Here is a 13,440-nt window from a genome sequence, read left to right on the forward strand (position 1 = left end):
TAGAATAATTTAAAATAGACGATGAATTTCGTTGTTACTTTTATGCGCTCAGAATTAAAAATACATAGCACACCTCATAATGAGTGCACGAGTTAAAGTATTAATCATAAGGAGAAAGAATAATGAAGTTAAGAAACTACCTTTTTAATTGTTTCAGTCTACTAGTTTTCCTCACTGGATGTGGAGATGGTAAGGAGAACAAAGTGGCAACGACAACAACTGAAAAGGATACAGAAGAAAGTCACAAGGAAGAGAAACATGAAGAAAATGTGTTACTAGATACAACACCTTACCAATCAACTGAAATTGAAGATATTCTTATGCAAGTCCCTGGCAAATTCAGTGGCGATAAATATAATGAATTGAAAGTCAAGGAATTGATTGACCAATGGCCGAAAGACTTAGAGATGAAGGAATATTATGAACAGTTACTTGCCCTCGTTGCTGAAGATTATCGGCCGTATAAAGAATATTTTGATGGAGTAGATACGTCTTTTGAGGAAAATAGTGCGGAGCCGGGAAGCAAAAATGTAGATGTTCCATCAGGGAAAAAGGTAAACATACAGATATTATTTGACTCAAGCGGAAGTATGAATGGCGAAGTAAGCGGAAAACAGAAGATGCAATTAGCAAAAGATGCAGTTCAATCTTTTGTATCTGAACTCCCTGAGGATGTTCAGATATCCTTACGGGTATATGGTCATAAAGGAACGGGGAGTGATGCTGATAAATCTCTTTCATGTAGTAGTACTGAAGTCGTTTATCCATTTCAACCTTATGATCAAAACCAATTTTCTGCGGCATTGGATCAATTTTCACCAGCTGGATGGACCCCATTAGCTAGTGCCATTCTAGCAGCTGGAGAGGACTTAAAAGCATTTTCAGAAGATGATGTAGAGAACATTCTCTATGTAGTAAGTGACGGGGTTGAAACATGTGATGGCGATCCGATTAAAGCAGCCAAACAAATCAACCAATCGGATAGTAAAGGTATCGTTAATATCATAGGTTATGATGTAGATAACGAAGGTCAAGAATTACTAAAAGAAGTAGCCAATGCTGGTGCAGGGAAATATGAAACCGTCTCCTCACAGGAACAATTTGAAGACTTTTTCAAAAAAGAAAAAAGCCGACTTATCGAAGCTTGGTATGAGTGGGAGAGTACTAATGTAGATAAGGTTTATGATTCAGAATCAATACGAAAAGATGAGATAAATGCGAAAGAAAGTGAAATGCGTAACATACAGGAGAGAGAAGAAAAACGTCTGGAGGATCTTACGAAATACATTGGTGACCATTTAGAAGAAGACCCAGTTGACATACGTTTAAATGTAGGAGATCGCGGAAGAGAATTACGAATCTATGTTGGTGACGCTGCAAGAAATTTAAGAATTGAACTCTCTGACAATGGGCTTAATCAGCGAATCGAAACGAGGGACAAGGCACTGGATGAACGGATAAGAATCCGTGAAGAAGAATAATAAAAGTAGCTCAATCATTTCTATCTCAAGCTGTCGGGAAAGTCTCGGCAGCTTGTTTTTACTATTCTCTCATGCCTTATAGCAAACAAATTGTATATCATATTCGGTAAACGTTTCATTATAGGCAGAGTAGGCGAATGGGGATATTTAACTTGTATTGAAAAGGACTGTCAATATTTTACTAATTTCTTTGTAAGCAACTGTAAGTACCAAGGAAAAAAGAATCTAAAAACGATAAAATAAACAGGAAGTCCATACCATGTTCTCCAGTCGTTATTTTTCATGTATCCAAACAAAACTAAACCTGTTTCTAAGACAGTACACAATACAGTAAAGGAAATAGCAAACATCCATTTTTTCTGTGGCTTATAAAAATTAACAAAGCTGGTAGCAATGCTCGCAGGAACAAAGCTAATTAAAAAAGCATCACTAAGCTCAGTAGTTTGTTTTTTTGCCAGGTCAAATAAATCAATTACTGACCCTGCAATGCTATCGGAAATCCAAGTAAGTCCCCCAGATAAAAAAATCGTCATAAAAATGCCTGCCCATGTTAGATTTTTTTTAGGCATGATTAATACGAATAATATGGAAGTCAATACAATGGTCCAGACATACCATTCACCTTCATATTTCATAAAGTCCATTAAATCACCTATTTAATGTTTATTTTAACGTAGCAAGATGTAAGTTCATCTGACATTATTTTGATTAAATAGGCAGGAAAATATACCAATTTAGCTCTGCTACTTGACGCTTTAAAACAGAAAAGAATAAGGTGAAGCACTTCATTACGACTCATTCTTTCATTAACGGGTTGGAGAGAAGAGAACTTTTTTTCATTTCAACTTCTTTCATTTTTTTATGGATTCTTTTAGTAGAATCTTTATCAGTTACCACTTATTTAGGTAAATGGACGATACCATATTTCAGTTCATATTAAATTAGAGCACCTGTTTAATAGTTCTTTGAACTGTTTAACCGGTGCTTTACACATAACCACATTTATTTCATACTTTCTTGAAGATCTTTTTGCATAAAAATAACAATTTCTGTATCGGTTCCTTTATTACCATTGGTATCAATACATTCCCAGCTTATCGGAAATTCTCCATACCCCCAATCTTTATAGCCTAATTTTTCATAAAGGCGTTTGGCTTCAGAATTCTCGACACCTACTTCTAAACCTATGTGAGTGCATCCTTTTTCTTTAGAGAGTCGTTCTGCTTCTTGAATAATAGCTGTTGCTACTCCCATTCTTCGATATTCATCTTTAGTTAGCCCTGCTTCTAGAAAAGCACTATAAGTTATATCAATAGAGTTGGTAACATATGTATCTTGAGGACCGCACCAACGTAGTAAAAAATGACCAATAGGTATGCTGTTTTTCCAAGCAATCAGATATAGTCCCTCGGCCTTCTTTTGAACATGATATCGGTTATATTGAAACATTGGGTTATCGGGGGAAAACTGTGACACTAGGTAATCTAATTGGGATTCTTCTGCAGCTTTTATCTCTATGTTAAATCCTTGCTTATTCAACATACTACCTCCTCAGCCTTCATTTACAGGTTATCTATAAAAATAAGTATTCGATCATTCTATAATAGTTCCTCTCTTTATTTGCGAGAAAAGTCCTGTAGCCATGAGAAGTTTTAGAAATTAGGAATTGGATCTTTTGTCTTAAAAGAAACAAATCATTTAAGATGAACTTGAATAACATCCCTTATATAATCAAAGTTAAGAATCATTGTTGCTTATCTCTGTTTACAAGGAAATTTAAAATATAGTTGACAGGTCGGAATAATGGGTTTTATAATCAGGTTATGTTAATGAAAGAAAATTATGTGAAAATTTAATAATTAATGCTGACTAGAAAACTAGAGGCTCTCAGAACTAAGTGACTTGATCTAACACTTAGCTCGGGAGCCTTTTTTATTTATCAAGATTGTCTATAAAAAAGCTAAATGATTACGATTGGGGGATTTTACAATGAAATTACGTATTTTACTTTCTATCACAAGTATTTTATTAGCCTTTGTGATAGCAGGCTGCAGCTCTTCTTCTTCTGGTAAGGAGACGAATGGATCAGATGAAAAGAATGAGAAAACAGTCTATATAGGGTTTCAAAAATTTGGAACATTAAATATTTTAAAGGCAAATAAAAGCTTAGACCAGGCATTAGAAAAAGAAGGTTATTCAGTAAAGTGGACAGAGTTCCCTGCTGGTCCTCAACTGTTGGAGGCTTTAAATGTAGGAAGTGTTGATTTTGGCCATACAGGAGAAGCACCGCCGATCTTTGCACAGGCTGCAGATGCACCACTTGTTTATTTTGCCAATGAGCCGCCAAACCCTAGAGGGGAAGCAATTATTGTACCAGAGAATTCGTCTATAAAAAGCATAAAGGATTTAAAGGGAAAGAAGATTGGGTTGAATAAAGGGTCTAATGTTCATTACCTGCTTGTAAAGGCACTTGAAAAGGAAGGAATTAAATATGAAGAAATAGAGACTGCTTTTCTTCCGCCCGCAGATGCACGGGCTGCATTTGAAAAGGGAGATATTGATGCTTGGGTTATTTGGGATCCTTTCTTAGCAGATGCAGAGTTGTCAACAAACGGGCGAATTATTGCCGATGCAACAGATTTAGCTGCCAATAGAGAATTCTTCCTTTCGTCACGTACGTTTGCTGAACAAAACCCAAAGGTTCTGGATATTATTTTTGATGAAGTGAAAAAGACAGAAACATGGGTATCAAAAAATCCGAAGGAAGCTGCAGAGTTTTTATCACCGCAAATCGGTATGGATGCAGAAACCTTAGAACTTACTTTAAATAGAAGGACATTTGGATTAGAGAAGGTTACAGCAGATGTGATTAACGATCAGCAAAAAATTGCCGATCAATTCTATAACCTTAAACTAATTCCTCATTCAATAAATGTTGAAGATGCATCATTAAATAAATAATAAAGAAGGGTTGAGAAAAATGAATGTTTTCTGGTTTATTCCAACACATGGGGATTCAAGATATTTAGGAGTGACAACAGGTGGAAGAGAAGTGAATCTGCCTTATCTTAAACAAATTGCACAGGCAGTCGATTCATTAGGCTATTCAGGTGCACTCCTGCCAACGGGAAGATCATGTGAAGATGCTTGGGTTGTGGCATCATCGCTTATTTCGGTTACATCACAAATGAAATTCCTTGTTGCTGTACGACCTGGCTTAACTTCTCCATCACAAGCAGCAAGAATGGCATCTACATTCGATCGATTATCTAACGGAAGGTTGCTTATCAATGTTGTGACAGGCGGTGATCCTGTTGAACTTGCTGGTGATGGCCTAAAGCTGGGTCATACACAACGATATGATTTAACAGATGAATTTTTAACCATATGGCGGGATTTATTATCCAAAGGAGAAGCTGATTTTGAAGGAAATTACTTAAGTGTTACCGGCGGGAAATTATTATATCCGCCTGTGCAATCACCTTATCCACCATTATACTTTGGCGGCTCTTCACAAATAGGCCAAGAAGTGGCTGCAAAACATGTTGATGTCTATCTAACTTGGGGAGAACCGCCAGAGAAGGTGGAAGAAAAAATTAATCAAGTGAAGAAGCTTGCTAAACAACAGGGAAGAACGCTGCGTTTTGGTATTCGGCTTCATGTCATCGTTAGAGAGACCGAAGAAGAAGCATGGGCTGCAGCAGTTGAATTAATTAAATATGTAGATGATGACTTAATTGCAACATCTCAAAAAGTCTTCTCTCGATTTGACTCTGAAGGACAAAAAAGAATGTCACAATTGCATTCAGGTAGTAGAGATAACTTAGAAATTAGTCCAAATCTCTGGGCAGGAGTTGGATTAGTTAGAGGCGGAGCAGGTACTGCTTTAGTCGGAGATCCAAAAACAGTTTCGCAAAGAATGAAAGAATATGAGGAAATAGGCATCGAGACGTTTATTTTGTCTGGTTATCCACACTTAGAAGAGTCTTATCGTGTAGCAGAGCTGTTATTTCCTTATTTGCAATTAGGGAAATCAAACAATGCAAGTAATCCTAGTATTGTAAGTCCTTTTGGGGAAATTGTTGCAAATAATCTCCTTCCGAAAAAACTACATGCAAAAAGGTGATAGAAATGAAGAAAAGTATAAACCAATTTGTACCATGGATATTCCCATTCTTATTGCTGGCCACTTGGCAGGTACTATCATCGGCAGGAGTCATTTCATCAAGGATTCTGCCTAATCCTGTTGATATTTTTAAAGCGGCAATTGAGCTGGGACAATCTGGACAATTATTTCATGATATTAGTGTTAGCACTAAGAGAGCCTTTATTGGATTTATTATTGGCGGAGGGGTAGGTTTTTTACTTGGTCTATGGAATGGATTATCGCGAGTAGCAGAAACAATATTTGATACGTCCATCCAGATGATTCGTAATATTCCTCATCTCGCCTTAATACCGATCGTTATTTTATGGTTTGGTATCGAAGAAGAAGCAAAGCTGTTTTTAGTTGCACTTGGAACGTTTTTTCCTATCTACTTAAACACATTTCATGGAATACGTTCCATCGATTCATCACTAATTGAAATGGGTAAGGTATATGGGTTAAAAGGATTTCATCTATTCTGGCATATTATTTTTCCGGGTGCTTTATCCTCCATTTTAGTTGGTGTTCGCTATGCTCTTGGAATTACTTGGGTTACGTTAATCGTTGCTGAAACAATCGCAGCAAATTCCGGAATTGGTTATATGGCAATGAATGCAAGGGAATTCATGCAATTGGACGTTGTCGTTTTAAGTATCATTTTATATGCTATTTTAGGAAAGCTATCTGATTATACAGCAAAATTAGCAGAAAGACGGTTCTTGAAATGGAATCCAAATTTTCAGAAGTAGGGGGATCGTCGTGAGTATAGGGGAAAAAGTTAAACTTGAATTAATTAATGTTCAAAAATCATTTGGTGAAAAGGAAGTTCTTAAGAATATTGAATTAAGAGTAAATAAAGGTGATTTCATTGCAATCGTTGGCAAAAGCGGATGTGGGAAAAGTACTTTGCTGCGATTAATCGCTGGGCTGGAGCCTCCAACTGAAGGAGAATTGTTAGTAGATGGAAAACAAATAAATGAGAAAAACTCAACTGCTAAAATGATGTTTCAGGATGGAAGGCTTCTCCCGTGGAAATCAGTCCAGCACAATGTTGGTTTAGGATTAAAAAAAGGAAATCAAGACAAAGTAACAACTTTGCTGCAGCAGGTTGGATTATTAGAACGTGCAAAGGATTGGCCAAGTGTTTTATCTGGCGGTCAAAGACAAAGGGTTGCTTTGGCAAGGGCACTTGTCCATGAGCCAGAGCTAATGTTGCTGGATGAGCCCTTAGGTGCACTAGATGCGTTAACTCGAATGGAAATGCATCGGCTGATTGAAGATTTATGGAAGGAAAAGAAATTTACAGCTATTTTAGTTACTCATGATGTTGAAGAAGCAGTCGCGTTAGCTAACCGAGTCATTGTGATCGAAAATGGAAAAATATCTATGGAACAAGTCATCAACCTTCCTTACCCAAGGCAGAAGGATCATCCCCTCTTTAATAAGTTTGTCCGAAAGATATTGACTCAAATTTTAGGGGAAGAAAAGATCCTATCTGAGGATTTTAAAATTTCGAAAGCTTCTACTTAATTGATTGCTGAAATTCCGACTTATTTCATAGGAATTATTCGATATGGGTTATTATGCAGTTTGATTAAAAGAAAGCCTGATGTTGTAATGAAGGTTTAATCCTACTATTTATAACCATAAGTAAAAATCAAAGTCGATTGGATAACCAAAGACCAACCATGTTAATATGGTTGGTCTTTTTTATAGAGGATGAAGGAAATGGAATTAATGAGGATGTTAACTTATTTGTGAACTGAAACAAGGGGGTACTTTCCATGGAAAAAGACGTTATGAACATTATCGATTTTCTGCAAGAAACAAAGAAAACAACTTTACTAGAAAACCATCATTTAAATCTTCCGGATCTTTCTTTTTTTCGAAAATGCAACGAGCAGTACCAGATTAATCGAGGTGTATATAATACAATTGACAATTGGTTCTTTGAGTACGGTATCATCCATGTAATACATCGGAGAATCTATATATTAGCTTTTTTAAACTATGTATCTGAAACAAAAAGGGACGGATCTACTATAAGTAAATATATACGATTTGGACATGGAGGTCTAACTAGTGCGTTAAACTCCTTTGTAACAAACTATATAAATGGATATAAGGATATGAAAAATTTTTTTCAATTAAATGACTGAAAACGAATTTTGTGGGTTATAACGGCAATCTAAGAGGAAAATGCATACTGATATAGAATAGAATAAACCTAAGAATTTAAATTTTCCTTGGTTAGGTGGTTTATGTTGGAAAAGACAATACCAAAAAGGATCCATATTATTGGCTCTGTTGGGAGTGGTAAAACAACATTAGCAAAACGAATATCTTCCATGTTGGATATACCGTTTTACGAATTAGATAATGTTGTTTGGATAAGAAATCATAATGGAGATATAAGAAGATCTGAACAGGAAAGAGAAGAATATCTTAATTCTATTATTCAATCTAACATCTGGATAATCGAAGGTGTCCACAATGAAGAGTGGGTGGCTAATAGTTTTCATCATGCAGATTTGATTATTTTTTTAGATACAAAGTATTCAATAAGAACTTATCGTATAATAAAGAGGTTTTTGAAACAAAAGCTTCAATTAGAGAAGTCAAATTACAAACCTACATTTAGGATGTTTTTTAGCATGTTTAAATGGAATAGACAATTTGAAGAAGTAGGGAAAAGAAATTTTTTTAACAAGTATAGGATGTATAATGATAAGATAGCTATTTTTAAGGACAAAGATTGTATAAATAAATACTTCAACTAGGGATGCTTTACTTCAAAATAAGAGTGGAGCATTTTTTTGAATTGGATAAAGCATTAATTTTGAAACTGATATTTACTATCTTTAATGGAGGGAGATTAAAGGAATAAATACTTAAATCGAAAAATGATAGTAAAAAGGAGTGAATAAAGAATAAATAAAACAATGATTTCTATTCTTACTTTATTGTTAGTAGCGGGAATGGCAGCTGGAACATATCTTCTAGTAAAAAATATAAGTATAAAGCAACAAATACAATCAGGAAGATCACAAACTTCACAGGTTATAAAACAAAAATTAGAAAAGGTAGAGGAGTTTAAATACTATTTGGATACTGGTAATAAGTCGATTGGTGAGCAAATGAAGCAAATGGATTTAGTCATCATTGAACCGATTGAAATGCAGCAAATGTATATTAATGCTGCCCAAGAGAGCGGTACATTAGTCTACGGTTATATTAACACCATGGAAGGCGACAAATGGAATAATGAGCTTTATCGTAAATTCATCGAAGAAGATTTTTATAAGGATAAGAATGGGGATCGGATTTATTTCGAGGAATGGGATTCCTACATGATGGATATGACTTCTCCGCATTACCAGGAAGTCATGCTGGAGGAGATCCAAAAGCAGGTAGTCAGCAAAGGGTTGGACGGGGTTTTCTTGGATACGGTCGGAAATATAGATTCCTTTCTTCCTGAATCGGAACAAACGGAGCAAAACGAAGAACTAGTAAAATTTATTAAGAAAATCAAACAGCAAAATGATATGTCAGTGGCACAGAACTGGGGCTTTCACACTTTAATGAACTACACGGCACATTATGTCGATTTCATCATGTGGGAGGATTTTTCTTATCGGGTAGTAGGAAAAGACGAATGGTCTTTGGAAATGATGAAAGAGCTGCAAAAAGTAAGGAAGAAGCACGGAACCCAGGTAATGGCTGTAGGTTTTACAGACCAAGAAAAAAGCAGGGAGTTAGCAGATAAAAATGGATTCAAATTTGTATTTAATCCTGCAGGCTCTTACTATAACGAATGGTAGCAAAAGTTCATCTAAAATTTTAATGATGAGTATAAAAAATAATACAAACAGTCAAAAAGAAATGTCACTTATTAAAAAAGCGCAGTAGACCAATTGTAGGATGTGCAATTTAGACAATTGCAGAAAATGGTTATGAACAAGCATCTATAGGACTGATCGCTAAACGTGCAAATATAAGTTAAGGGGTTATTTCTTATCACTTTACCAATAAAGAGGAACTTCTTGAGCAAGTTGTCATTGAAAATTATTTGGCATGCCAGTCTTTTGTTTGTCCGCAAACTGAAGTTCAAACGTCTCCCCATGACATGATTGAAAGCATATATTGTAGCAAATCTGACCTTTGTAAATAAAAATCGAAAGCATGTATATGCAGTTATAGAGATAATATCTAATATGAGAATGGAAGACGGAAAACTAAGTTTTGCAGCTGAGCATAATGAAACAATTTTTCAACCGATTGAAAATATTCTACGCTTGGGGATGAAGGAAGGAGTATTTTGAGAGTTTTCGGTACAATCTGCCAGAGTCATGGCGTTAACGATCAGACAATCTATTGATGGTTTTAGCATTGAATGAATGAGAAATCCTCTGTTAAATGTTCAGGAATATTCTAAAGAACTAGTCGCAATCTTCAACAGGGCTACTCGAAAGTAATGCATCAAGTGAGGGGGATAACATGTTTTCATATGAGGTCATTTGCTGTAGTTGTAGAAAAAAATTTAGAGTTTATGAAGGAACTAGGCAATATAAACAGTTCAAAGAAAATAGGAAAAGTGTATTTTGTTGTGAAGATTGTACTCATATTATTCGCCTTGATGCAATCAAAAACTTTTTTAGGTATAGAGAATGAAGAACTATTTGTGTGATCTCTTGAAGTAATCATTCTTAAATCATAGGGGGTGTTTATCGATGAAGTGACCCCAAAAAGCTGTACAGGTATCTTTAAAACACAACAAGCAATAATGCTAATAAACTTATAATGTACGCATAACTTGCTCTTCATATGAAAAAAATAATAAAAAAATCGATTCTATAAGTCAGAGATTTTATTCTCGGGGGCGGTTATGAAGAAAGAAAATATAAACGGACTTCAGCTATTTTATGTCCTGGTGGGGTTTGAAATTGGAACCGCAATTATTCTGGGAATAGGATCAGGAGCCAAGCAGGATGCATGGTTGGCGACACTGATTAGTATGTTATGTGGCCTGATTCTTATGGGCGTTTTTACACAATTATCACTTTATTATCCAAATGATACTTTATTTTCGATGCTGCCAAAAATAATTGGAAAGTACCTTTCTTATCCAATTACATTGATTTTAATTATTTACTTAATCTATATAGCAGCAACAGTCTGCCGCGATTTCGGGGAATTAATTTCTTCTACAATGTTAGTTCGAACTCCTACAGTTGTTATAATCGCAAGTTTTATGGTATTAATCATTTATTGTCTCCGAGGTGGGGTTGAAGCATTTGGGAGAATGGGTGAAGTGATATTTCCAATTTACTTTATTTCCTTGATTGTACTTTGGGTTTTATTATTAAATGTGGATGATTTTACTTTAAAAAACCTTACTCCTGTTATGGGAAATGGATTAAAACCAATAGTGAAAGAAGTATATCCTGGTATTATAAATTTCCCTTTTGGAGAAATGATTATCATCATGATGTTCATGCCTTATTTAAATAACAAACAAATAATTAGAAAGGTAGGCATGTTTGTTATTTTAATAGGTGGCTTAATCCTGACAATTAATTCAATTTTTGTTTTGTGTGTCCTAGGTCCAGCAATTTATGATGAGAATTGGTTTCCTTTTTTTACAGCTACTCAGATGGTCTCAATTGCAGATTTTCTTGAACGATTTGATGCATTGGTTATTTTAATGATGGTATCTGGGGTGTTTTTTAAAGTTGGGGGTTGTACATTTGGTGCTGCTGTTGGAATCTCTCATTTAGTTAAATTAAATCAAACGAAATCGGTACTACTCGGTTTAGGGACCATTATTACTCCTTTATCCTTATTAATTGCAACGAACCTTGTGGAATATTTGGAAATTGCATATGATTACTTAATTCCTTATTTATTCGCACCATTACAACTGATTTTGCCAATCATCCTTCTTTGTATTGCATTTATACGCAAAAAGTTCAACCTGGAAAAATCGTCTACATGAGGTAAATCTATTATTATAAATTAATTACTTTTATATAGAAATAAAGTGCAATAATGAAATGAAAATAATAACTTATATTCCTTATATTTGCTCTATTATTTTGCATTCACGATTTAAAATTCGACAAATGAGATTATTCAGCAAAGAATGGAGTTGGTGTCTAAGGATATGCCTTACCATTTGCTTGGTTCGGCAACCTTCTGGATGAGCTTCAGCATCAATGACAAACGTATTTTTGCAGTAAAACTAAAACGGTTCCGCTTTCTTCTAAAAAGAGAAAATGGTACCTGTTTTTTATCTTTTTTTATTATTGTCTTGAAATAGTCCTGCTAGGATTTCTGCATTCCAATTTTCTGGAATAGCCAGACGTATGGGTCACGACGGCAGCAGTATCCATATTTTCTACATTTGACAACACTGTGCTTCTTTACATATGTTTTTTTTTTGAGATTTCACCTAAAAAATCAGCATGAAATTAAGTTTCGAAAATCCTTGACCTTGAGCGCGCTCTAGGTCCTACACTAAACATATCTTAAACAGGGAAGGGATGATCAGGTATGTTAAATGTAGCAGGAAAAGTAATTTTATTAACCGGAGCATCTAGTGGAATCGGAGAAGCGGCTGCAAAAGTACTTTCAAGCAAAGGAGCTAAGGTCGTACTTGCAGCAAGGCGACAAGAGCGTTTGCGGAATCTTAAGTTAGCTCTTGAAAAAGAAGGTGGAACAGTTGAATATAAAGTTACTAATGTAACTTCTCAAGAGCAGATGGAGGAGCTGGCCCGTTTTACAATCGATACCTTTGGAAAAATTGATGTGCTCATTAACAATGCGGGGATCATGCCTCTTTCTTTTTTACACGAAAAGAAGGTAGAGGAATGGGATCAAATGATTGATGTAAATATTAAAGGAGTGCTTTATGGTATTGGTGCGGTTCTTCCGTATATGCGAAAACAAAAACAAGGTCACATTATTGATGTTTCCTCGGTTACAGGTCATATCGTTAGAAAAACTTGGGCCGTCTATTCAGGAACAAAATTTGCCGTTCGAGCGATTACTGAAGCTTTGCGACAAGAAGAAGCAGCGAATAATATTCGCACGACGATTATTTGTCCTGGAGGAGTGAAAACGGAGCTGGTTAATACCATTTCAAATGAAGATATTAAAGAAAGCATTAACGAGTCCTTGCAATTTGCATTGCCGCCGGAAGCTATTGCCCACTCGATTCTTTATGCCATTTCACAACCGGAACATACGGCTGTCAATGAAATAATTGTAAGACCAACTTTACAAGAATTATAATAGATGATAACTAAGTGCTCACCTTTTTTTTGCAGGTGGGCTTTTCACTTAGCAAATAGATTAAATGGATGGAAAATTAGAGCATAGCAAAGTATTACATATGGACTTTAAAAACTTAATAGACTACTATAGGAGGAATTCGTTTGAGCTATACAATTGGTCAAGCATCAGAGAAAACAGGGTTATCGATTCACACATTGCGATATTATGAAAGAGAAGGAATTATGCCAAATGTAAATCGTAATGAAAGCGGCATACGCTTGTATGAAACGAAGGATCTTGAAGCACTTGAATTTATCTGCTGTCTTCGAGCGACAGGTATGACTATTTCTGATATAAAGCAGTTTGTAAGAGGAAGTACAACGATTGACCAACGTATTGAAATGCTTGAGAAACAACAAGAAAACGTAAAATCACAAGTAGAACAATTTATGTCGTATCAAGTCATGATTAATCGTAAGATAGATCTGTATAGAAAAATGAGGCAGACTTAATCTTGCTGTCTTATAAACCAGTATG

The 13,440-nt window shown here is 35.3% G+C and carries 14 protein-coding genes; 12 read left to right on the top strand and 2 right to left on the bottom strand.

From position 1 onward, the window contains the following. Positions 1–203: 203 nt before the first annotated feature. On the top strand, positions 204–1,481 hold the full coding sequence (locus tag WQ54_RS21700; protein WP_052737905.1) for a VWA domain-containing protein: 1,278 nt from the start codon (positions 204–206) through the stop codon (positions 1,479–1,481). A gap of 170 nt (positions 1,482–1,651) precedes the next feature. Here WQ54_RS21700 and WQ54_RS21705 read toward each other — a convergent pair whose 3' ends face one another. Then, complete coding sequence (locus WQ54_RS21705; RefSeq protein WP_046587186.1) at positions 1,652–2,125, bottom strand: hypothetical protein; 474 nt, start codon at positions 2,123–2,125, stop codon at positions 1,652–1,654. Positions 2,126–2,483: 358 nt separating this feature from the next. Continuing rightward, positions 2,484–3,023: a GNAT family N-acetyltransferase gene (locus tag WQ54_RS21710; RefSeq protein WP_084822254.1), complete on the bottom strand. Its 540-nt coding sequence runs from the start codon at positions 3,021–3,023 to the stop codon at positions 2,484–2,486. A gap of 447 nt (positions 3,024–3,470) precedes the next feature. On the opposite strand from WQ54_RS21710, the gene WQ54_RS21715 reads away from it, so the two are divergent. From WQ54_RS21715 to WQ54_RS21770, 11 genes are all read left to right on the top strand, one after another. Continuing rightward, a complete protein-coding gene (locus WQ54_RS21715; protein ID WP_046587190.1) occupies positions 3,471–4,442 on the top strand; it encodes a sulfonate ABC transporter substrate-binding protein in 972 nt (323 codons plus the stop codon). 19 nt (positions 4,443–4,461) lie between these two features. Then, complete coding sequence (gene ssuD / locus WQ54_RS21720; RefSeq protein ID WP_046587192.1) at positions 4,462–5,607, top strand: FMNH2-dependent alkanesulfonate monooxygenase; 1,146 nt, start codon at positions 4,462–4,464, stop codon at positions 5,605–5,607. A gap of 5 nt (positions 5,608–5,612) precedes the next feature. Further along, complete coding sequence (gene ssuC, locus WQ54_RS21725) at positions 5,613–6,377, top strand: aliphatic sulfonate ABC transporter permease SsuC (RefSeq protein ID WP_046587193.1); 765 nt, start codon at positions 5,613–5,615, stop codon at positions 6,375–6,377. A 4-nt stretch (positions 6,378–6,381) separates the two neighbouring features. Next, positions 6,382–7,158 carry an ABC transporter ATP-binding protein gene (locus WQ54_RS21730; RefSeq protein ID WP_084822256.1) on the top strand — a complete coding sequence of 259 codons (777 nt, stop codon included), beginning with the start codon at positions 6,382–6,384 and terminating at the stop codon, positions 7,156–7,158. Between the two features lie 254 nt (positions 7,159–7,412). Beyond that, positions 7,413–7,787 (top strand): hypothetical protein, encoded by a 375-nt coding sequence (locus WQ54_RS21735; protein WP_052737906.1) that lies wholly within the window; start codon positions 7,413–7,415, stop codon positions 7,785–7,787. A gap of 105 nt (positions 7,788–7,892) precedes the next feature. Beyond that, positions 7,893–8,408, top strand: a complete 516-nt coding sequence (locus tag WQ54_RS21740) for an AAA family ATPase (protein WP_046587196.1) — start codon at positions 7,893–7,895, stop codon at positions 8,406–8,408. Between the two features lie 162 nt (positions 8,409–8,570). Next, entirely contained in the window at positions 8,571–9,449 is an 879-nt protein-coding gene (locus WQ54_RS21745) for an endo alpha-1,4 polygalactosaminidase (protein WP_046587198.1), read from the top strand. Between the two features lie 676 nt (positions 9,450–10,125). Then, entirely contained in the window at positions 10,126–10,299 is a 174-nt protein-coding gene (locus WQ54_RS34875; protein ID WP_084822258.1) for a DUF2197 domain-containing protein, read from the top strand. A 214-nt stretch (positions 10,300–10,513) separates the two neighbouring features. Further along, complete coding sequence (locus WQ54_RS21760; RefSeq protein WP_046587202.1) at positions 10,514–11,623, top strand: endospore germination permease; 1,110 nt, start codon at positions 10,514–10,516, stop codon at positions 11,621–11,623. Between the two features lie 557 nt (positions 11,624–12,180). Further along, positions 12,181–12,921, top strand: a complete 741-nt coding sequence (locus WQ54_RS21765; RefSeq protein ID WP_046587204.1) for an SDR family oxidoreductase — start codon at positions 12,181–12,183, stop codon at positions 12,919–12,921. A 143-nt stretch (positions 12,922–13,064) separates the two neighbouring features. Continuing rightward, the gene (locus WQ54_RS21770; RefSeq protein WP_046587206.1) at positions 13,065–13,415 is read left to right on the top strand and encodes a MerR family transcriptional regulator; all 351 of its coding nucleotides are present in this window, start codon (positions 13,065–13,067) and stop codon (positions 13,413–13,415) included. The last annotated feature ends 25 nt before the right edge of the window (positions 13,416–13,440 follow it).

The organism is Bacillus sp. SA1-12 (genome assembly GCF_000981385.1).
Classification (GTDB): Bacteria; Bacillota; Bacilli; order Bacillales; family Bacillaceae; genus Metabacillus.

Excerpts from the sequence above, each read along its gene's own strand:
- WQ54_RS21760 (WP_046587202.1), top strand. The coding sequence starts at position 10,514 with ATGAAGAAAGAAAATATAAACGGACTTCAGCTATTTTATGTCCTGGTG.
- WQ54_RS21710 (WP_084822254.1), bottom strand. The coding sequence starts at position 3,023 with ATGTTGAATAAGCAAGGATTTAACATAGAGATAAAAGCTGCAGAAGAA.
- WQ54_RS21715 (WP_046587190.1), top strand. The coding sequence starts at position 3,471 with ATGAAATTACGTATTTTACTTTCTATCACAAGTATTTTATTAGCCTTT.
- WQ54_RS21765 (WP_046587204.1), top strand. The coding sequence starts at position 12,181 with ATGTTAAATGTAGCAGGAAAAGTAATTTTATTAACCGGAGCATCTAGT.
- WQ54_RS21735 (WP_052737906.1), top strand. The coding sequence starts at position 7,413 with ATGGAAAAAGACGTTATGAACATTATCGATTTTCTGCAAGAAACAAAG.
- ssuD (WP_046587192.1), top strand. The coding sequence starts at position 4,462 with ATGAATGTTTTCTGGTTTATTCCAACACATGGGGATTCAAGATATTTA.
- ssuC (WP_046587193.1), top strand. The coding sequence starts at position 5,613 with ATGAAGAAAAGTATAAACCAATTTGTACCATGGATATTCCCATTCTTA.
- WQ54_RS21745 (WP_046587198.1), top strand. The coding sequence starts at position 8,571 with ATGATTTCTATTCTTACTTTATTGTTAGTAGCGGGAATGGCAGCTGGA.
- WQ54_RS21705 (WP_046587186.1), bottom strand. The coding sequence starts at position 2,125 with ATGGACTTTATGAAATATGAAGGTGAATGGTATGTCTGGACCATTGTA.
- WQ54_RS34875 (WP_084822258.1), top strand. The coding sequence starts at position 10,126 with ATGTTTTCATATGAGGTCATTTGCTGTAGTTGTAGAAAAAAATTTAGA.